Annotated in this window: 14 protein-coding genes; 4 read left to right on the forward strand and 10 right to left on the reverse strand. The window is 46.1% G+C overall.

Features of this window, described 5'->3' with window-relative positions; genetic code table 11:
- Nucleotides 1–7 precede the first annotated feature (7 nt).
- Nucleotides 8–604: a TetR/AcrR family transcriptional regulator gene (locus DEF47_RS18700; protein ID WP_287045288.1), complete on the forward strand. Its 597-nt coding sequence runs from the start codon at nt 8–10 to the stop codon at nt 602–604.
- On the opposite strand, the gene DEF47_RS18705 is transcribed toward DEF47_RS18700, so the two are convergent.
- From DEF47_RS18705 to DEF47_RS18740, 8 genes are all read right to left on the reverse strand, one after another.
- Complete coding sequence (locus DEF47_RS18705) at nt 601–1026, reverse strand: FBP domain-containing protein (RefSeq protein ID WP_287045289.1); 426 nt, start codon at nt 1024–1026, stop codon at nt 601–603. The genes DEF47_RS18700 and DEF47_RS18705 overlap by 4 nt on opposite strands.
- A gap of 182 nt (nt 1027–1208) precedes the next feature.
- On the reverse strand, nt 1209–2450 hold the full coding sequence (locus tag DEF47_RS18710) for a lysophospholipid acyltransferase family protein (RefSeq protein ID WP_012189220.1): 1242 nt from the start codon (nt 2448–2450) through the stop codon (nt 1209–1211).
- Nucleotides 2447–3496: an NAD-dependent epimerase/dehydratase family protein gene (locus DEF47_RS18715; protein ID WP_012189221.1), complete on the reverse strand. Its 1050-nt coding sequence runs from the start codon at nt 3494–3496 to the stop codon at nt 2447–2449. Before DEF47_RS18715 ends, DEF47_RS18710 begins: the two co-directional genes overlap by 4 nt.
- Before the next feature lie 128 nt (nt 3497–3624).
- Nucleotides 3625–4026, reverse strand: a complete 402-nt coding sequence (locus DEF47_RS18720; RefSeq protein WP_287045290.1) for a type II toxin-antitoxin system death-on-curing family toxin — start codon at nt 4024–4026, stop codon at nt 3625–3627.
- Between the two features lie 50 nt (nt 4027–4076).
- Nucleotides 4077–4292 (reverse strand): hypothetical protein, encoded by a 216-nt coding sequence (locus DEF47_RS18725; RefSeq protein ID WP_012189223.1) that lies wholly within the window; start codon nt 4290–4292, stop codon nt 4077–4079.
- Nucleotides 4293–4465: 173 nt separating this feature from the next.
- On the reverse strand, nt 4466–5944 hold the full coding sequence (lysS, locus tag DEF47_RS18730) for a lysine--tRNA ligase (protein ID WP_012189224.1): 1479 nt from the start codon (nt 5942–5944) through the stop codon (nt 4466–4468).
- 190 nt (nt 5945–6134) lie between these two features.
- Nucleotides 6135–6602 (reverse strand): transcription elongation factor GreA, encoded by a 468-nt coding sequence (gene greA, locus DEF47_RS18735; RefSeq protein ID WP_012189225.1) that lies wholly within the window; start codon nt 6600–6602, stop codon nt 6135–6137.
- A gap of 379 nt (nt 6603–6981) precedes the next feature.
- Nucleotides 6982–7149 (reverse strand): hypothetical protein, encoded by a 168-nt coding sequence (locus DEF47_RS18740; protein WP_287045291.1) that lies wholly within the window; start codon nt 7147–7149, stop codon nt 6982–6984.
- A 448-nt stretch (nt 7150–7597) separates the two neighbouring features.
- On the opposite strand from DEF47_RS18740, the gene DEF47_RS18745 reads away from it, so the two are divergent.
- From DEF47_RS18745 to DEF47_RS18755, 3 genes are read left to right on the forward strand one after another with little or no spacing between them, the layout of a single operon-like run.
- Entirely contained in the window at nt 7598–10705 is a 3108-nt protein-coding gene (locus DEF47_RS18745; RefSeq protein WP_287045292.1) for a hypothetical protein, read from the forward strand.
- Nucleotides 10702–11709 (forward strand): hypothetical protein, encoded by a 1008-nt coding sequence (locus tag DEF47_RS18750; RefSeq protein WP_012189227.1) that lies wholly within the window; start codon nt 10702–10704, stop codon nt 11707–11709. Before DEF47_RS18745 ends, DEF47_RS18750 begins: the two co-directional genes overlap by 4 nt.
- 35 nt (nt 11710–11744) lie before the next feature.
- Entirely contained in the window at nt 11745–17099 is a 5355-nt protein-coding gene (locus DEF47_RS18755; protein WP_012189228.1) for a DEAD/DEAH box helicase family protein, read from the forward strand.
- 38 nt (nt 17100–17137) lie between these two features.
- On the opposite strand, the gene DEF47_RS18760 is transcribed toward DEF47_RS18755, so the two are convergent.
- Nucleotides 17138–18844, reverse strand: coding sequence for a nuclease-related domain-containing DEAD/DEAH box helicase (locus DEF47_RS18760; protein WP_012189229.1), 1707 nt, complete (start codon nt 18842–18844; stop codon nt 17138–17140).
- A gap of 87 nt (nt 18845–18931) precedes the next feature.
- Nucleotides 18932–20134, reverse strand: coding sequence for a DUF1501 domain-containing protein (locus DEF47_RS18765; protein WP_012189230.1), 1203 nt, complete (start codon nt 20132–20134; stop codon nt 18932–18934).
- Nucleotides 20135–20203: the final 69 nt, after the last annotated feature.

Genomic DNA, 20203 nt, shown 5'->3' on the forward strand with positions numbered 1-20203 from the left:
TACAACTTTGATTCATGTTGATTTGCCAATCGACCCACGGATTACCCGCACGCGCCAACGGTTAATCGATGCCTTTAATCAGTTGATGCATGCAAAATTGTTTGATGAAATTACTGTGCGGGATATTGCCCGCCAAGCTGGAGTCAATCGCGCGACATTTTACGCGCATTTTCCCGATAAACATGCCCTGCTCGATGCGATTATGGCGATTTGCTTTGCCGATACCTTGCAGCGCTGGCTGGTTGGGCCGCTTGATGATCCTGAGATTTATTTAGAACGACTATTTTTGGCAATTACCGATCAGCTAACGATGTTTAATGGCACCGAATGTCAAGATACCTTTTCGACGTTTGAGGCGGTGATTGAGGTACAGATTAAGGCTCAAGTTTGCAAACATATTCAGGCTTGGTTTCGCCAACATATCCCAGCCCAAGTTTTGCGCTATCAGCCGCTTGAATTGAGCGCCGCGCTGGTGAGTTGGGCCTTGTATGGAGCGGCGCAAGAATGGAAAACTCGCGCCCGTACCCAATCACCAGCAGCGTTTGGCCGCCAAGTCATCCCTTTAATTAGCGCCATGGTTGATCGATTTACCCATGAGCGCTAGCTGCGATGTTTGTTCAGAAAATGGTTTAATTGGCCAGTACTGATCGCTGAACCCCGACAATCCTCAAGATCGGCACAAATATAGCTGTAGGTGGCCTGATAGGCGGCATCTTGGCGACCTTTGAGGCTGCGCACCGAAATCATATCGCCAACTTCAACGAACTGACCACATAAATCACATTGGCGTTGGCGAAATGGCTTGCCCGCATGAGCCGACATGTTGAATACAATTCCTCGCGTTTGAGTGCCATCATGCCAAACTAGATAGATCCGATTGGTTCGTTCGGCCAGCCAATGGTAAAAACCATGCTGCGAGAGCCGAATATCGAGCGGCAGTTCATAATCCTCGGCTTTACGAAAAAGTTTGCGTAAGGCTGACCGCTCAAAAATAAGCGCGGTTTCATCGATTTCATCCATGGTCATACACTCCAAAAAAACCTAGTAACAATCAATTGTATGCATATGTGGGCGGCGCTGCTTAGACCTAAAGCTGTGCTTGGGCTTCAACCATTCGAATGAGTTAGGGGGATTTGAGGATAGGTGGTTAAACCAACCAAGCCCTGCTAAAAAACAAGGCTTAGTTAGAGTTTGGTAGAGCTTAAGTCCTAAACGAAAATATTCGAGCGATCTTTAAGGTGGTCGAGCAAAGTATTTTGAATGGTCGTGCGCACTTGCTCAGTCAATTGTGAGATCAACAATGGATCTTCTGCGCCCTTCGAGCCATATTGTTCGGTCTCGATTGGCTCGCCAAACACGATCGTCCATTTGGTGGGCAAGGGAATCAGGCCCAATGGCCCCAACCATGGAAAGGTCGGCGTGATTGGAAAATAAGGGAAGCCCAAGAGTTTGGCTACCGACTTGGCATTATGCAAGTGCGGGTGAATTTCCTCGCCGCCAATAATCGAGACTGGAATGATTGGCGCACCAGTTTTGACCGCAACTTTGACAAAGCCGCCCCGCCCAAACCGCGCCAAGCGATAGCGATCTTTGAACAATTTGCCAACGCCCTTCAAGCCTTCAGGAAACACCCCAACCAACTCATCGCGCTCTAGCAGGGCTTCGGCATTGGCAGGCAAGGCTTGAACTTGGCCTAAACGGCTGAGCAAGGGCGAGATAAATGGCAATGACGAGAACCAGCTCAGGTGCAAATTACGCAACACGCGGCCAGCTTCATGCTCAAAATTGAGCGCAGCGCCAACCATCGCCCCATCCCAAGGCAGTACACCGGAATGATTACAAACTAACAAAGCACGGCCAGAATCGGGGACGTTTTCGAGGCCAATTGCTTCGACCCGCCAATATTTTCGGTACATGAACAACAAGAGCGGCTTGGCCAAATCGAGCAATTCATAATCCAGCCCAAATTCATCAACCGCGTAATCGCCACGCCAGCGCCGTTTGACCATATCGGCGTTAGCATCAAGCTGATAGCGTAGCACCAAGCCGATGCCTTTCCAAAAATCGGCATCAAGATAATCGCTGTTGATATTGGCTTTGAGCGTGGTTACGGCCATTTCGATCGCTTTCTTGGGCCAGCGGGTCAGCGATTCACGAATTAAATGAATCACTTCGGCGATTGCGCTCTCTCGTTCATCTTCCGATGGTGGCAAGGCTCGAATTTCGGTTTCTAAGGCTGAGAGCAGCGAATCGATCCGCGTTTGGCTGGTGCGTCGCAGATCATTATCGATATTAACAACTTCAATTGGAGTTTCAGGCTCGACTGGATATTCATCGGCGGCTGTGAGCGCAGTTTCTTCAGTGCTTGCATCAACAACTGGAATTGTTTGTTCGGCTTCATCAGCACCGCCAGCAGCGCGACGGCGACGTTTTTGGGGTTGATCGCTCATGCTTCATCCTCCTGACGGCGACGATTTAAAAAGGCTTGAATTCCATCGTAGGCTTTGCGTTTGGGCAATAAATCGCTGTAGCTTTTCAAGCGCAACGAGCTACGGAAGGCATCGAGCGCTTCCTCGGCGGTGTGACGTGGCTCGTAATTTAATTCGCCGCGCATGGCCGTGGTATCGGCAACCCAAGGAAAGCGCAAATAATCTAATTCAAATGGCATAATTTGGTTGGCTAGCCGATTGTGGCGTACAAAGCCGAATCGTCCAGCGGCATAGGCCAAGGGGTGGAAAATTGGCAACGGTTGGCGACCAACCCGCCGAATCATTTGGCTCAGCGGCATTACACCATCGGCAGCAACATTAAAAACCCCATTGGCTTCAGCGACCAAGGCATGTAGCAAGGAGCCAATCACATCGGCCTCATGCACAATTTGCATCAATGGGTCAAAGCCAAGCAGGGTTGGTGGGGTTGGTTGACCTAGGTAGCGCATGGTTGATGATGCGCCGCTGGCTCCAACAATGCCTGGAAAGCGCAAAACCGCAATATTCATGGCGTGATTACGCCGAAAATCAGCGATAAAACGCTCGATTTCATAGCGATGGCGCAAGAGTGGCTTGCCATCAGTGCCACGTAGCGGCGCATTTTCATGCAAATACAAGGGGTTATCAACGTGCGCCCCATAAACCATGGTTGTGCTTTTGATTACCACCTGTTTAACGTCAGCAGCATTTGCCGCCGCCAAAACCTCCATTGTGCCCATCACATTGGTTTGAAAGGCATCTTCGGGCGAAAGCAGGCCGCGACCTCCAGATAAACCAGAGGTAAAGACCATGTGTAAAATGCCTTCGACCTTCTCGGTGCGAAGCAATTCGACCAACAATGGGTTGCGTAAATCGGCCTGAATATACTCAACGCCATCAATTGGGCGTTCTGGTGGAGTAATATCAAGGCCAATCACGCGCACAATCGGAAATTTCGCCAATTGGCGGGCTAATCGCCGTCCCCAGCGACCAGCAGCCCCTGTGATCAGCACTGTGCGTCGTTCCACAAAAGCTCCTTATCCAAAAAAAGCCAAATGCGAGCACAACCGTGGTGAGCACATAGAGCGTGGCAGCGAACGTGGGTGAAGCTCTATGCAAAAAAACGTGGCTCCTCGGCAAGAATAAATCGGTTGACCTAGCGTGGTTGAATTGTCAATGAGCCAGGTATCAGATGATCGTTGAACCATTGCAAAAGCTGCTCTTGGCTACGTTCGGAACGGGCGGCGGCAGCGAGTTCATGGCTCAAGCCCTCGATATCTTCGATGGTTTGATCGTTGATATGGGCCAAACGTAAGGCAACTAACAAGGCGGTCGCAGTATTGCCCGCGCGAAACGGGCGATTTTTAATGAATGTATAGCTCAGGGCGGCAATTTTGGCAGGTAAATCAGGATACAATTCCTCGCCAAAACAGGTCTGAGTTTGGCTTACCACTAAGCCAATCAGTCGATCAAGGCTGTTAAGGCCGAGCCGACCGCCGAATCGTTCAACTAAATAGCCATGAATATCCAACATATCTTCACGTTTTAAGTAGTGCATATGCCACTTCATTATTGAGTAAGCCGGCGCAACGTTGCGGCTGGCTCAGGTTATAAGCCGATTAACGATTGAAACTCGCGATCATAGGCATCGACTACGCCCTTAGCCCAAGCCCGTAATTCTGGGCTGAGTGGCTTGCGCAACACCAATTCGCCTTCAGTAAAGACTAATTCGACGGTATCGTGATGCTCAAGGCCGATTGCATCGAGCCAGCCTTGCACCACGGTTGGTAAATTTTCCCGCTCGATTACTAATGAACGTGGCATTATGTGGGTCCTTTGTTAGTAGGGGCTAGGGGTCAGGGGCCAGGGGCTAGTCGTTAATGTACTCCTAGCTTCGAGCCTCTGAACAATTGGTTCGTATCTATCTGACGATACAGGTATTGGTCTAATGGGTCTAATTTTCTGAACCCTGACCCCTAGTCCCTAGCCCCTCGTTGCTACTCCTCGCCCTGCTTGCGCAAATGCGGGAAGAAGATTACTTCACGAATCGTAGTTTGATTGGTAAATAACAGACATAGCCGATCGATCCCGATGCCTAAACCGCCAGTTGGTGGCATACCAACTTTAAGCGCCTCAAGGTAATCTTCGTCCATTTGCATGGCTTCGTCATCGCCAGCAGCATAATCGCGGCCTTGCTCCAAGAAGCGTTGCTCTTGATCGAAGGGATCGTTTAATTCGCTGAAGGCGTTGGCAATTTCGGCTCCAAGCATAAATAGCTCAAAGCGCTCGACAAACTGTGGATCATCGGCTTTGCGCTTGGCCAAAGGCGAAAGTGGCTGAGGGTATTCGGTGATAAAGGTTGGCTGAATCAACTCAGGCTCAACAAACTCACTAAATAGCTCATCAACTTGCTTGGCCCAGGTTGGCTTGCGCTCAATTTTCAGGCCAGCTTCGCCAATTGCTTCCCATAGTGTATCAAATTCGCGGCACTCGCGAATATCAACCCCGGTTTTTTCAAAAATGGCATCGCGCATGGTCAAGCGCTGCCACGAACCGCCAAGCTCGATCTGATGCCCTTGGTATTCGATGCTGGTGCTGTTAAAAATTTGCTCAGCAGCGAAGCGAATCATGCCCTCGGTTAATTGCATAATCGATTCATAATCGCCGTAGGCTTGATAGACCTCGATCATGGTAAATTCGGGGTTATGGGTGCGATCAACGCCTTCGTTGCGGAAGTTTTTGCCAATTTCATACACACCATCGAAGCCGCCAACGATCAAGCGCTTCAAATAGAGCTCGGTGGCGATCCGCAGGTATAAATCTTGGTGCAATTGATTATGATGGGTGGTGAATGGTCGCGCCGCTGCGCCACCATAAATCCCCTGCAATACTGGCGTTTCAACTTCCAAAAAGCCGCGTTCATCGAGGTAGCGCCGCATTGCCGTGATCAAACGAGCGCGAATCCGGAAGATTTCGCGAACTTCAGGATTGGCGGATAAGTCAACATAGCGTTGGCGTTGGCGAGCTTCTTGGTCGCTAAATTGACCTTCGCGTTTGTCGGGTGGCGGCGTGATCGCCTTGCTGAGCATCGTCCAGCTGGTGACATGTACGCTTGGTTCGCCCATTTTGGTCGTAAAGAGCGTGCCTGTGACCGCAATAATATCGCCAAGATCAGTCAGATCAACAAAATGCTTGAATGGCTCATCGCCAACATCGGCTTTGCTGAGGAAAATTTGAAACGCGCCATGATCATCATTTAAATGGGCGAACGCTGATTTGCCCATAACGCGACGTTGGCGCAAGCGCCCCATAATTGTTACCGTGGCATTGGCCTCAACCAGGGCCGAAAATTGCTCACGCACGGCGGTTAATGTATGAGTGCGTTGCGGCACTCGGGCTGGATATGGCTCGATGCCAGCGGCTTGCAGCGCCTGTAGCTTGCCATAGCGTGTTTGCTGTAAATCGTTTAATTCCATGCTAATCTCAATAGTAGAGTAAAGCGAGCCAGCGCAACCCGTGCTAATGCTAACGAAAAAGGGCTATGCTGGATGGCCTACTGCTTGAATCCTGCTGGCTATTATAGCCGAGAACGCGCTGTATAATCCAAAAGGCGCACTCTCCAGTGCGCCTTAGGCTTTGTCACACACTGAATTGAGTGGGGATTGGTTAGCGAATTTTGAGAACTGTCATTTTCATAATCCCGCTGGGGGTGCTGGCAGTGGCTTTTTGACGAGCGCGTTTACCCATCAAAGCGCTGCCAATCGGCGATTCATTGGAGATTTTGCCATCGCGGGGGCTAGCTTCGGCAGCACCGACAATCATCCATTCTTCTTCTTCGCCGTCTTCATAGCGAATCGTGACTGATGACCCTAGCCGTACCTCGCGGTTATCCCCATCTTCTTCAATCATTTGGGCGTTATTTAAAATGTTACGGATTTCGCGGATGCGCCCTTCGAGGAAAGCCTGCTTATTTTTGGCATCTTCGTACTCGCCGCTTTCGGAAATATCGCCGAGTTCTTTGGCTTGACGAATCCGCTCGGCAACTTCCATACGGCCAGTTGTTTCAAGTTCCTCAATTTCCGCTTCCAGTTTCGCACGACCCTCTTTAGTCAGATAAAACGGCTTATCGGTCATAGTACTTGCCTCGATTATGGAATGAAAAAAACCGAGAGGACTCTCAGTCAAAAGAAACGCCCACGCGATTGCTCACGTGAACGTGTTAGCCATTATACGGTATTCGCTCACCCTTGTCTAGCCATGAAAGTGTTAGAATTTTTGAACTAAAAACCCCCGTTTTCAGCCTCAAGTTGCTGCAAAAAACGAGCTAGCCATTGCGCGTCAACCAGCTTAAATGGCTCAACCTTGGTAGCTAATTGTTGATAGATTTGGGTAGTTGTTGCATGGACATGCTCTATCAGGCTGGTTGGCATTGACCAATGTTGGCAAACTGCTTAGATTAAAACAAAAAAGGCTATGATCATTCATAGCCTTCGTTTACAAGTTTTAATCCTGCTTATTTGCCGTTTTTGCGTACAACATTGCTTGAGCCACAAGCGCTACATTTGGCGTTCTTGGGCAATGGCCCAGAGATGCGCATTTGATGCTTGCATTGCTTACATTCCAACGCTGTATCGGCAAAATCGCTAACATCTTCGTGATTTTTGATATTGATAAATTTCATCTGCTGGCTCCTTCTTGGCTAGGATGAATCTGCTTTTGCTACTAACTAGCATAGCAGTCAGCCCCCGCCATGACGAGCCTTGCAGATGACAGCTTGATGACAATGCTGCGATTATGCGTGCTCAATGTTCCCATTCATCCATGATTGATCTTTATTGATTCCAAGCACCTAACAGGCTAGGTCTAAGGTATGCTAATAGCGTGTTGTCGCATGAAGCGGGCACAAAAAGTTTCAATTCAAACGCCTCAATATTGTTGAAGCGCCCAAGTATACTTACCTGCTGCTATCTGCAACCATTACCGCTCACATCGAGCTTGAAACTAGTAAACCTCGTTAAATGCGACATTTTGTGTATTTACAATAAAAAACTGCTTCAAAACATATTTATCGATTGAAAATCAACTATGTTATACTAATTGCCTATCACAGCATAGTAGCAAGTCTAGTAGTGAGTGATGCGATCATGCAAACTTGTTTGCCATCATCGTGGATTGAGCGCATTAAACAATTGTTGGGCTATACGAACCATCAACCACCGACGATTCCTTGGCTGTTGGTGCCAATTGGCGATGCAGAATTAACTGATGCTGAAATAAATCAATTGTTTATGACATTACGTCAGTATCTTTTACCATCACGCTTACAATCCCCATTAACCCAAATCCGCGCTCGTTTGGCCCGCTTTACTCATGAAGATCGTTTGGTTTTTTTGTATGCATTACGACTGGTTGCACTAAGAGGTGGCGGATTAAACCGTTATTGGACGCTTTGCTGTGAGCAACTCTTTGATTCGCAAATAGATCTTGATAATCTTCGTACAAATATTGCGCCAGAAATTACGAGCCAATGGATTCGCTTCTATCGTGAAACAAATGCTGCTTTATTTGTTCCACAGCATGGCAAGAAAAATATTAAATGGCCTTTAGCTCACGCTGGTTTACTCGTCCAGGATAAACGTCTACTTGAGAGTTTTTGGCGTACAATGCGCTTAACATGGACGAGCGATGAATTTCAACTGTTAACTCACTCTGATAATATTGATGATTTAGAGTTAGATTTAAAAAAATGGTTAATCGATCATCAATTTACAACAACCCACCTTTATCAGAGTATTCATAATTCGGAACATAGTTCGATTACTTTAGACCTAATTCAGTATTATTTAAAAGAATTAAATCAACAAAGTCTCAATACGAATCAGGTTTTATCGAAAAATCAAATCAATTCAATTCAAATGCGGTGTTTCCGGCGATTTTTTTACAATCATTCTCAAAATCAAATTGAACTACATTGTACATTGTATTTTAACCAGCCGCAAGGGAAGTTATGGAGTGATTGGGATAAAAAATTAGTTTATTGGGTATTTGATGATACATTTTATAAATATACTTTGAATTTACCGATTAATTCATTAAATACACTAATATCTATTCACGTTAATGGAATCAATTACAATACACAAATTGATCTTCCTATAATTTCTAATGATGAACCAGTTATCTTCAATGAAATTTCTGGTCAGCGCTTACGGACATGGCAATTGGGAGAGCGTTATTTAATTGCATTGCCAAGTAAATCGGCAGCCGATCCTAATCTCCAAAAGCTATTTAGCGAATATGAAGCGGCGATTAGGCCAAAAGGTTTGTGGCATGATTTTGTTTTTAAGTGGGTTACCGTTCGTTTGCCATCAGATGATTGTTCATTTATTGATCTCAACGAATACGCGACTGATTATGATTTCCCGGTATTTGAGGCCTATGGAACGCCAACTGTGAGCTTGCTTGGAGGGTTAGAGATCGGTTTGATTAATGATATTCACTATTTTCACGCTGATCAACCACCATTAATTAAAATAGCTGGATGTTGGAATAAACCATTACAAATACAATTAAAAAAGCAGTTGATTAATGATCCTTCTGCTCAAAATGTGTTACAGATTTATTTACCGCCTCAATCTGAGCTTAGCGACCATTTCCTTGAACCAGAATTAGATTCTGATTCAGAGATTGTCTTTATGTTATCTATTGATGGACAGCTAAAATTGCAATGGGCATATACCTATCCTGAATATCAATCGACCTATTATGTGCTTAAATCAGCTGTTAATATAGTATTCCAAGATAAAGTTCAACCCGCCCTTACATCCGCAATTCTCAAGCAGAGTCGTTTACAGATTCAAGCATGGCCACATGCTCAACTTCAGATTGTTGCAAAAAGCTCGCTGGATAGCGTAACAATACCATTATCACTGGATGCCAGCGGATTTGTTGATCTTCCGTTGGCTGTTACCCAAATTATGAATTTGCAACGGACATCGTTTATTTTTTGGGTCGCATGGCGAAATATTCCAATTAGCCCAATCTTTGATTGTTACCAACCACGAATGCTTGATCCCGATAGTATCGTTACATACCTTACTGAAGATCGCTTAGAAATATTAATGGATTTACCTCAGTATCAAAAATCAATTAATTTGTTTGCAATTGTTCTTGGAGAATACCCTTGGGAGAACCAAATTTGGCAACAAATCAAACGGATTGAGACTGGCTCAGTTCAGTTTAATCTGCGTCTTAACCCCCAGGTTGTTCGTTGGTTGGCGCTTTTTGAGGCCGATGGACAAAAGCCTGGTTCATTTTTAGGGTTTTACGAACTGCAAAAAAGCCAACCTTCGCCAGCTAAAACGCCTAAAATGACACGTCAATGGCAACATTTTATCCAATTAATGAATCAACAGGTGTTGCCAAAACGTTTAGGTAAATTGGTATTAGATACTCAAACGCTTGATCGTTGGGCAACGCTGCGTCAATATCTTTTAGATACGAACCATTGGATTGAGCTACGCCGACCAACCATAATTGATACTATTATTATGCTGAGAGCACAAGCTGTATTTATTCCACTTGTTTTGACTGAACATCTGCCACATATTCATACATTTAATCAAAATGCCCATATTTTATATCCATATGATATCAACGCATTTCAACGTACAATGTTAATTACAACCAATAAAATTCGGGTTTATGGGAAAATTGCACATAATGAAATATATGAAACGGATATTACAACTCATTGGAATATTATCGATGGGGAATATAAATTATTTATTGATGACCATTCTCAGCATACTATTTATGCTTGTCGTAACTGCCGATTAATTTTAATGAGCAAAATCGCCCATCAGCATCTTATGCAAGCCGGGTATACCTGCCATGAAAAAGATATTGAACAATTACGTTATCCACGGGTTTATCTCTGTGCATTAATTGGGGTTGAAGTAATTTTTCGTCAATTTATTAAGATTATTGATGATTTTATTGATAATAAACCAGTTGGACAATTTTGGGAATCCCTTTTTGATGAGCTTTCACTCCTGATGCCACAAGATAAAGATATTGATCCGCTAACGTGGTTAAAGGGGCTTCAAGAAATTGGTATGGTTGTTTTAGCCGAGGCCGCCCAACCGACACTTCCATCAACCTGTCAGCGTCTCTTTTTAGCCTATGCCCGAGCATTGGAACTCGTGCTGACTCGGATTAAGGAGTTGATTGGATGAAATTAATCAACCCAACACTTCCTCTATTTCAGAAGAGAGCGTTTGAATACTTTCCGCAGCAACTTTTATATCGAATTGCGCTGTATCCTGGCCAGCACGTGCGCCAGCTTAGCCTATGGATGCAAAAATGGTTACCAGTTGCGCCAACATATGAGGTTGTGCAACAAGCAGTTACTGCTTGTTTGGAATGGTTTCTTGATCATGGAGATATTCAACGTGAATTTGGGGCGAGCTATCGCTGTATGCCGGCCTATGTTATTGGGGCCAGTAGCCTTAACCAGCCAAAATTGGTGATTTATGGCGACCCACGGATTGATCAGGAGCTTAAACGCCGATCATTCTCGCTTGTCCAACGCCTGATTTATCAACACACTCATTCACCGTATCCTTGTGGGTATGAGCGGCGTGTGATTGGGCTTGATTCGGCCAATCACCAATTAATCAAACAAACTCTACCTTGGTTGGAGCTTGCGACCCTGACGCAGGCACTGCCATCAATTGCTGAACTTGAGGTGCCTGATCCGCAAAAGGCTCGCGCCCTAACGGTTGAAGGTGTTTTTGAGATATATGATCCGCAATTTGCCCAGCAGCCGTTTTATCAAGCCTGGCGTTTAAAAGAACAAACCAACCGCCGCCTAAACTGCCTTGTGCGATGGCGACCAACTGTGGATAGCCCCGCCTACTTGACTCGTTATTATTACCAACACTATCCCGATGCACTTAGCGCTTTAGAGTATGACTATGCGGTGTTATGGCGTTGGAAAATTGATGCCCAAACTTTCCCGCGCCAAGCACGATGGGTTGAGAAACTCGCACATTTGCAAATTCCTAAAGGCTTGCCTGCCCAATATTGGCAATGGTTGCAATTTCTTATCACTGAACAACCAAGCGCTGATGGCGATTATTGGCGCTTGAAATTGCCCTTGGAATTGTGTGATGAAGTTCGTGATGTATTAACAACCCGATTAGGAATTCAATGGCGCACGACAATTAATCAAGCTTAGGCCAATCACGTCTTTGGATCTAAGGAGCTGTATTAATGTATAGTCCAGCATTTGTTGAACAAGAACTCTTGGAAATAGTAAGTGTATCCCTTGAAACCGTCTATCGGCTCTCTAATTCGAGCCTCGCCCGTGATCGGGCTGCATTAATTCGCCAAAATGGTGTTCTTAGCCAAAAACCCTATATTGAAACAACGCCACGCTATCAATCAGGAATCCACCTAGCAGATTTTAAGCATCCCATGGTTGGGCCTGAGTTGGCAGCACTCGTCAATTTGGGCTTGCTGAACCCACGCTATCCATTGTATGCACATCAACAAATGGCACTTGCATCGGCTTGGGATGCCAATGGTTACCCACAACATTTAATTGTATCGACGGGGACGGGTTCAGGGAAAACCGAAACCTTTTATTTGCCGATTTTAGCTGACATTCTACGGGAAGCCCGCAGTTGGCAAGCTAGTAAGGTTGAGCCACAACGTGGTTTATGGGATGGAAACACCTGGCTGCATAGTCGTCGCCACGAACGACGACCTGCTGCGATTCGGGCTTTGGTTATGTACCCAATGAATGCCTTGGTTAACGATCAACTAAGTCGTTTGCGTAAAGCCTTGGTCAATGATCCTGCGCTTGATTGGCAATCACGCCATTTAGCAGGCAATCGAATAACCTTTGGGCGTTATACAAGCCAAACCCCAGTTGCCGGGGTGGCAAGCCACCCGAAAAAGCGCGAATTGGTTGAACGCGAATATCAGGAAATGGCCGAACAATGGAAGAATGTGGGAGCCGAACTCCAAAAAACTGGCGGTTGGCTGCGGCCTGATAGTGCCGAAATGTGGTGTCGTTGGGATATGCAGGTTGCGCCGCCTGATATTTTAATTACCAACTATTCTATGTTGGAATATATGTTGGTTCGGCCGATTGAGGCCTCGATTTGGCAACAAACCCGCGATTGGTTGGCTGCAGATCGCCAAAACCATCGGTTTACCTTGGTCTTAGACGAAGCCCATACCTATAGTGGAGCGCAGGGTGCTGAGGTAGCCTATTTGATTCGTCGCTTGTGTCAACGCTTGATGATTGAGCCAAATCAATTACGCTGTATTGCCACAAGCGCAAGTTTAGGCGAAACACCAGCCGATCTGGCCAAGGTTAAAGCATTTGCTGCTGATCTCTTTGGCCAATCGGCAGATCGATTTCAACTGATTACGGCCCAAACAGAAGCACTTGCGGAACCCACGGCTCCACCGACAAGCCAAGAAATAGCTGCTTTTGCGAATTTTCAAGGTGCGGTTCAAGAACATGATTTAACCGAGCCAACTGTTTCGGCTACAACCATCAAGGGTTTAATCACCGATTTAGGTGGCACACTGGGCGAGGGATGGGCTGAAGCGCAGCTGTATCAGACGTTGCTTGAACATCCACGGCTCTTGGATCTACGGCGTTTGACTGCCCGTAAGGCTGTTGATTTTGATCGTTTGGCCCGAACGATCTGGGGTGCAGAAGCTGACCTGACCCAAGCCCAACAGGCAACTGCTGGAATGTTAACAGCAGGCGTTTTAGCCAAAATGGAGCCAACCTCTGATGCGCAACCATTATTGCCCAGCCGGATGCATCTAATGTATCGTGGCTTACCTGGCCTATGGGCTTGTATGAACCCACAATGTAGCGAAGTAACGGAATTGCCCTCAAGCCAACGGATATGTGGCAAATTATATGCTACCCCAACTATTTGGTGTGGCTGTGGTTCACGGGTTTTAGAGTTAATGTCGTGTCGGGTCTGTGGCTTAGCCTTCTTAGGCGGAATCCCGGAAGATCCCCATGAGCAGCGTTTGTGGCCATATCCTAATGACGATTTGGAGCGGATAGTCGCCGATAGTCGTGGTTATCAAGTATTTGCCTTGGAAAACCCTAACCCTGATAAACAGCCTCAGGCTGATTGGCAATTAAACTATCGCTCCGTTAAAAGTAGTGGTCTATGCCGCGAAACGGATGCTGATGCCCGGATGGTCTGGGAACAAACCGAGACGATCAAGCAAAAAAAAACCGAGAGTATGCGCTTGCCAAGAGCCTGCCCTCGTTGTATCTATCCCTCTGATAGAGGAGTAGCCGAAGCTTTCCGTACATTAACTCCGCAATTCTTTGCGGTCTTGATGGAACATGCCTTTCGGATTCAGCCCCCTCGTGACCAAAAAAGCCAATCAATTCCGACACCTATCGTTGAAAATAAATGGAGCTTTCGGCGAGTACAACCGACAGTGGTGACCTCTACCCAAAGCAATCCGAATCGAGGTCGGAAGTTACTAACGTTTTCTGATGGCCGACAAACGGCTGCACGCCTAGTTGGAACGCTAAATTTTCAACGAACACGTGACCTTTTTCGTCAGATTGTGATGAAACTGCTTGATCAACAACAGCTTACCAACCCTGATCAGCCATACGCATTAACCAATTTACGTGAGGCAATCCTCAACTTTTGTATTGATCATGCGATTGATCCAACCTTTGGGGAAAAAGATGGCTTTTGGAATACGCTTCAGCAAAATCGTGAAGAAGCCAAACGTTTAGCCCGCCCAGTGCTTGATGATTATTTTCGGCGGGAATTGGCTGATCGGCAGATTGGGGTTGAGGCCTTGGGCTTAGCACGATGGGTTCCGCTCGATAGTGCAGAAAAGGATATTCGCCAAGATATTCGTGAATCGGGATCAACCTTGACTGGCTTTGATACTGAGCAAACGATAGGGATAATCACCTCGATTGTACGGATTTTATTGGGCGAGAATATGATTCTACCGGCAAGTGCTGATCCGCGCGATTGGGATCAGGCATTAATTGAGTATTGGGAACGCCGAACAGTGGTGAATCAAGGAGCCTTAAAAAGCCCACAGACCTTGTTTTGGAATGCGGGAGAAAACGACAACCGTATAACACGTTATTTACGTGCGGTTATTGCCAGCTCAAACCAAACTGCTGGAATTACGCTCAGCCAATTGATGCATGAACTGTGGGACGCACTGACCGGAATGGGTATTTTGCGTCCTGTACAAGGGGTAACTCAGCCTGGTTTTGCAATCTCGATTGCTAGTTTAGGTTTATTACTATTAACCACAACCATGTATCAATGTCGGGCTTGTCGCTACTTGAGTGCTGAATCGATTTTTGGGGTTTGTTTACGCTGCCAAAATACGATGGATGAATGTACTTTAACCGATGTTGAACAGCAAGAAGGCAATTATTATCGCAAACTTGTTGATTATGCGCGTAACCAATCATCGATGTTTGCTGATCCGTTTCCATTGCATGTGATGGAACATACAGCGCAGATTAGCCGTAAACAGGCCAGCGATCGCGAACGCCACTTTAAAGATCAATTTATTCCGCTGTATACGCCGAGTGGTGCAGTTAACGATCGTGGTGAGCATCCTCAAGCCCATCGGGTTGATATGCTGAGTGTTACCACAACGATGGAGATGGGGATTGATATTGGCGATCTGACGGTGGTTGGTTTGCATAATATGCCCCCAACGGTGGCTAATTATCAACAGCGAGCTGGACGAGCTGGTCGGCGCAGTGATGGCGTAGCTGCGGTACTGACCTTCGCGCGTGATCGTAGTCACGATCAATATTATTTTCGTGAAGTTGCTCAGATTATTACTGGCGCAGTCAAATTACCCATTATTCCAATAGATAATCTTGTGATTGCCCAACGCCATATTTATGCCTTAGTGTTACAACAATTTTTCCATCAGATGCAGGGTGTATCTGATAATTTGGGGGTATTAGGCGCGTTTGGGAGGGTTGATCAGGCTCCTGCCATGATCGAAAAACTCAAACAACAGTTAGCCGACCCAACCTTTACCGACACCATTCTACGCTCGGCAGCAAGTATTTTAGCGACATACTATGACTCAGAACGTGTCCAGGCATGGCTAGAAGCATTACCTGATCAGATCAGTAAGGCACTTGAGCAAAAACGACCAGAAGAGGAACTTTTGGAAGTGGCAATTAATGCAGGGATTTTGCCACGCTATGCATTTCCGGTTGATATTGTGCCGCTGTATCGTAGTAAACCCCAGCGTTACATGCCTGATGAAGATTTAACCCGTGATTTACAGATTGCGCTTTCTGAATTTGCGCCTGGCAGTGAGTTGGTGGTTGATGGAAAACAATACCAAGTTGCTGGCATTTATGATCACTTTCAAAATGGTGGCTATCGGCCTCAGGGTCAATTTTATCAATGCCCTGAATGCCGTGCAGTCCATTATCGACCCTTCAATCAACAGGGTGTTATCACTGAGGCCTTTCCAAATCCCTGTGAATCATGTGGGACAGCGTTTCAGAAGGATGCTGTTTTGGCAGCCATAACCCCAAATGGGTTTCGGACAAATTGGGGCATCAAACCGAGCAAATACCGTGGAGGGCGGCAAGAGCGTTCGGGTTATGCTTCAATGGCGCAACTTGAAATAGGTGAAGATGTTTCAAGTGGCCGTTTAGAATATGCTGATCGCTTATGGGTTGCTGCCCGAGAACAATGCGATCTGTATATGGTCAATCGCGGCCAAACATCAAATGATCGAGGTTTTTACATCTGCCATCGTTGTGGTTATGGCTCGCTCACTGCCGATAAAAAACATAAATCACCAGAAACTAACAACGATTGTGGTGAAAAACTTCAAACACCTGCTGTTCTGTTGCATAAATTGCGAAGCGATGTGGTGCTGTTTGGCCTCAATTTTCCAAGCGCCTACAATGCTGATCCGCGCACAACTGCTGGCAGGGCTGTTTGGCTTTCCTTTGGTTCGGCCTTATTACGAGCGGCGGCGGCAGAATTACAGATTAATCCCAGTGAATTAGCCATGGGAATTCGGCCATGGCGGCAGGGTTCTCAATTAAGCACCGAAATTTACCTCTACGATACATTGCCAAATGGGGCTGGTTATGCCCACGCAATTGCCCAAAACGACCGATTAACTGCAATTCTCCAGCGTGCCGCTGTGTTATGTCGAGATTGTCAATGTTCAGGAGCATGTTATGGGTGTCTGCTTGACTATAATAATCAATATGCTCACGCACTGTTAGATCGTCGGCTGGCGTATGATGTGATTCGGTTCATCCAACATGGTGAGTTGCCAGAGCTAACACCGACTATGGCTGAGCGGGCGATTGATCAACTCAAAAGTTTTGCTATTCCGTCAACGGTGTTAGAGCAACTTGATCCACAAACAATTCAAATTCACTTTACGGATCGAAGCTATACCACCGAATTACAACCACGCCATCCACTTATTCGCCAGGTTAGTACTGCAAGCATGGCCTACCCAACCACGTTTGATCTTGAACGACGACCATTTTGGGTTTGGACAAAACTACGCGAAGAGGAATTTGAGGCCTTGTAATTAAGCTGGCTCGGAGCCAATGGCTGGCTCCGAGCATGTTATCCAGTAAAAGCTTTCCGAATTTTAGCTGGGGCCGATTTCGGCAACAAAACAATCAAATGACCGCTTGCCCGTGAGCAGGCAATATACAAAATGGTTTGGAGCTGCTCAACCTCACCAGCATCAATCCGCTCATCCAATCCCGCTAAGATAACGACCGGAGCCTCAAGCCCTTTATAGCCTTGAATGCTAGAACACAGTATTTGTTGGGGGTTGCGCGGCTTGTCGCTAATAATATACCCAGCAATTGTTGTATTGGCTAAATTGAGATTTTGTGGGCTATATGGTGTGAGAATAACGATTTGCTTCGCTGAAATTTGTTCTTGATTGTGTAGCCGACCGAGTATTTCGCCCAAGAGTTCTCGTTCTTGTTGTGGTGTTTCATACAATAGTACCTCAATTGTTTCTCCTTCTGGGCCTTGGGCAGAGATGGTTTCCGCATCGCTACCCTGATAAAAATAACGAACTGCTCGATGGATTTTTTGAGTATTACGACAGTTAATATCAAGATAAAATGGGTCTTGATTGATTGGAAATGTGTTACTTTCTTGATAAACTCGTTGATTGTTATCATAAAAAATATAGAAAATAGGATTTGGCTTTATGAAAATAGTGAGAATATCCCACCAATTTTCAGCAAAATCTTGACCTTCATCGATAATTAATGCATCAAATTTTGTTTCTTCACTAAGATCATCGCTCGCCAAAAAGGCCTGTTCAGGTAAAAAATAGCGATAATAAGTTTTTTCATCGATATTGGCTGGTTTGCTACTATTGATATGATATTGAGAACAAATAGTACTGCAAAACTCATGAAATGTATAAACTTGTAAATTTTGAATCCCACTACTGAGAGTTTTAAGATGATTCGCCAATCGACGATTAAAACAAAGCAGTAAAACATTCATTGCTTCGTTCGTCGCTAAGCGTTTAGCTTTTTCGAGCGCAAGCATCGTTTTGCCACTCCCTGCACAGCCAGTAATGAGCGCTTGGCGTTGGCGACGTAACATATTTAAGGTTTGAAATTGTTGTTGAGTAAGCGTTAATAATTGGGCTTGATACTGATTGATTCGCGAACCTAAACTAATATCAATGCTAATGACTGGAGCCAACAACTGAATAATTAAATCCACTGTTGCAGGAGTTAAGGATTCAAAACGCTGGTTTCCCTGCCATTGTTGGTAGATCTTGATAATTTTAGGTTGGATAGCGGTAAGATGACGGCTATCAATAATTGTTGATTGGTTAGTATCTGGTGGTAAGATTTCGAAGTCGGCTGTAATATCAGGAAAGGCAACTGCATGGCCAAACAACAGCTTAGGTTGCTTGAACCGAGGTAATTCTTTTAATTTATTCCATAGTGCATGTTTGCTTCGTTTGGCCTGCTCAAAAGGGCTACATTTTAGTTGATGCTTTTGTTCAAACCGATCAATCGTTTGCCATTGTTGATCGGTTGGTAGGTTGGCATTATAGCGAATTCGACCGCCTTTGGCTTCAATGACTAAAATGCCATACGCTTTATGCACAATAATGAAATCGGCTTCCCCATCGCTTAACTGGCCGCGTGCCCCACGTCCAAGCCAAGCAACACTGTGAAATACAATAAAATCAGCATCAAGTTGACTCTGGAAGATTTCGTATAAAAGGCGCTCTGATGAAGGGATTTCATTATTTGAACCAAGGCTTGGAGGATACATTTTAGCCATCTGCTTAATTCCTCACAACTCAATCATAGGATCTAATCCTGATTGTACTATGAATTTACCGCGCGATAAGCTTGTTTTGGGTAAAGATTAACGAACTAACTGGTAACTTTGGCTTGGCGTATACTCAGGAAATAGCTCATTAAGCTGTTGGTCGCGCAGGCGCTTTTGTAAAATTTCAGCCAATACATCGCGAAAATCGCTGGTGATTGCTAAATCGCCAGGCCCGTAAAGTTGTTCGGGCTGCAAGCCTGGCCATGTGCCATAGATGCCGCCAGTTACGTTGCCACCCATAACAAACATCACATTGCCATGGCCATGATCAGTCCCGCCGCCACCGTTTTCAGCAGCCCTGCGCCCAAATTCGCTCATGGTTACAATCGTCACTCGGCCTAAATTGGCGCTCAAATCGGTATACAATGCCCGTAGGCCAGCCGCAAATTCAGCCAAATTGGCGGCCATCTCGCCATCAGCGCCACCTTGATTGACATGCGTATCCCAATCGCCGATGTCGGCACAGGCGACCTCTAAGCCCAAATCGGCCTTGATCAGTTGAGCAATTTGCTTTAAAGCCTTGCCATAAGGGCTATCAGGATACACCGCACCATCGCTCGGTTGATATTGGCTTGGATTGAGTTTTTGCATAATTTCAAGTGCCGCAAAAGTTTGTTGGGCGGCTCCAACCAACATGCCCGAGCCACGATAGAGTTGACCATGGGCAGCACGAAGTTTGGGTAGTTCTAGGCGGTTGGCTTGAAGATTAAAAGCCTCAAGGCTGGTGAGTGCTGTGGCCGAGCCGCCGCGCAATGAGGCTTGGAGCAACGAGCCAAACCCTACGGCGCGAAATGGTGAATCGTTGCTTTGTTGAGTTGCTGCTAGATGCCGCCCTAGCCAGCCGCGCGGGTCGCTCTTTTGGCCAGGTGTGCCTCGCTCCATATAATCCATGGCATCAAAATGCGAGTGGGTTGGGTCGGGCGAGCCGCATGCATGCACGATCGCCAGTTGTTTGGCATTCCAAATTTCTTTGAATGGCTCAAGGCTGGGGTGCAGCCCAAAAAATCCATCAAGATCAATTGCCCCCAATTGTTGGTTGGGCTGGGCAATCGCCACATTTGGGCGAGCTTGGTAGTAGGCAGCCTCGCCATGCGGCACAACCATGTTCAATCCATCGGCTCCGCCCCGCTGAAATACACAAATCAAAACATCACGTTGGGCTGGGCTAACCGCGATAGGTTGGCGTTGAACAACCTGAAAGTTTGGCGCTAGCCCTAGCAATTGGCGACGATTAAGCATGATAAAACTCCTTTGAATAATCGACGAAGGCCACGAAGCTTGAAACCACGAAGATCGCGCAGGTTAGGC

The sequence above is a fragment of the Herpetosiphon sp. genome, from assembly GCF_003512625.1.
Classification (GTDB): Bacteria; Chloroflexota; Chloroflexia; order Chloroflexales; family Herpetosiphonaceae; genus Herpetosiphon; species Herpetosiphon aurantiacus.

Bases quoted from the DNA above. Each gene is read 5' to 3' on its own strand.
- DEF47_RS18755 (WP_012189228.1), top strand. From the start codon at position 11,745: ATGTATAGTCCAGCATTTGTTGAACAAGAACTCTTGGAAATAGTAAGT.
- DEF47_RS18760 (WP_012189229.1), bottom strand. From the start codon at position 18,844: ATGGCTAAAATGTATCCTCCAAGCCTTGGTTCAAATAATGAAATCCCT.
- lysS (WP_012189224.1), bottom strand. From the start codon at position 5,944: ATGGAATTAAACGATTTACAGCAAACACGCTATGGCAAGCTACAGGCG.
- greA (WP_012189225.1), bottom strand. From the start codon at position 6,602: ATGACCGATAAGCCGTTTTATCTGACTAAAGAGGGTCGTGCGAAACTG.
- DEF47_RS18750 (WP_012189227.1), top strand. From the start codon at position 10,702: ATGAAATTAATCAACCCAACACTTCCTCTATTTCAGAAGAGAGCGTTT.
- DEF47_RS18720 (WP_287045290.1), bottom strand. From the start codon at position 4,026: ATGCACTACTTAAAACGTGAAGATATGTTGGATATTCATGGCTATTTA.
- DEF47_RS18705 (WP_287045289.1), bottom strand. From the start codon at position 1,026: ATGACCATGGATGAAATCGATGAAACCGCGCTTATTTTTGAGCGGTCA.
- DEF47_RS18765 (WP_012189230.1), bottom strand. From the start codon at position 20,134: ATGCTTAATCGTCGCCAATTGCTAGGGCTAGCGCCAAACTTTCAGGTT.
- DEF47_RS18725 (WP_012189223.1), bottom strand. From the start codon at position 4,292: ATGCCACGTTCATTAGTAATCGAGCGGGAAAATTTACCAACCGTGGTG.
- DEF47_RS18740 (WP_287045291.1), bottom strand. From the start codon at position 7,149: ATGAAATTTATCAATATCAAAAATCACGAAGATGTTAGCGATTTTGCC.
- DEF47_RS18710 (WP_012189220.1), bottom strand. From the start codon at position 2,450: ATGAGCGATCAACCCCAAAAACGTCGCCGTCGCGCTGCTGGCGGTGCT.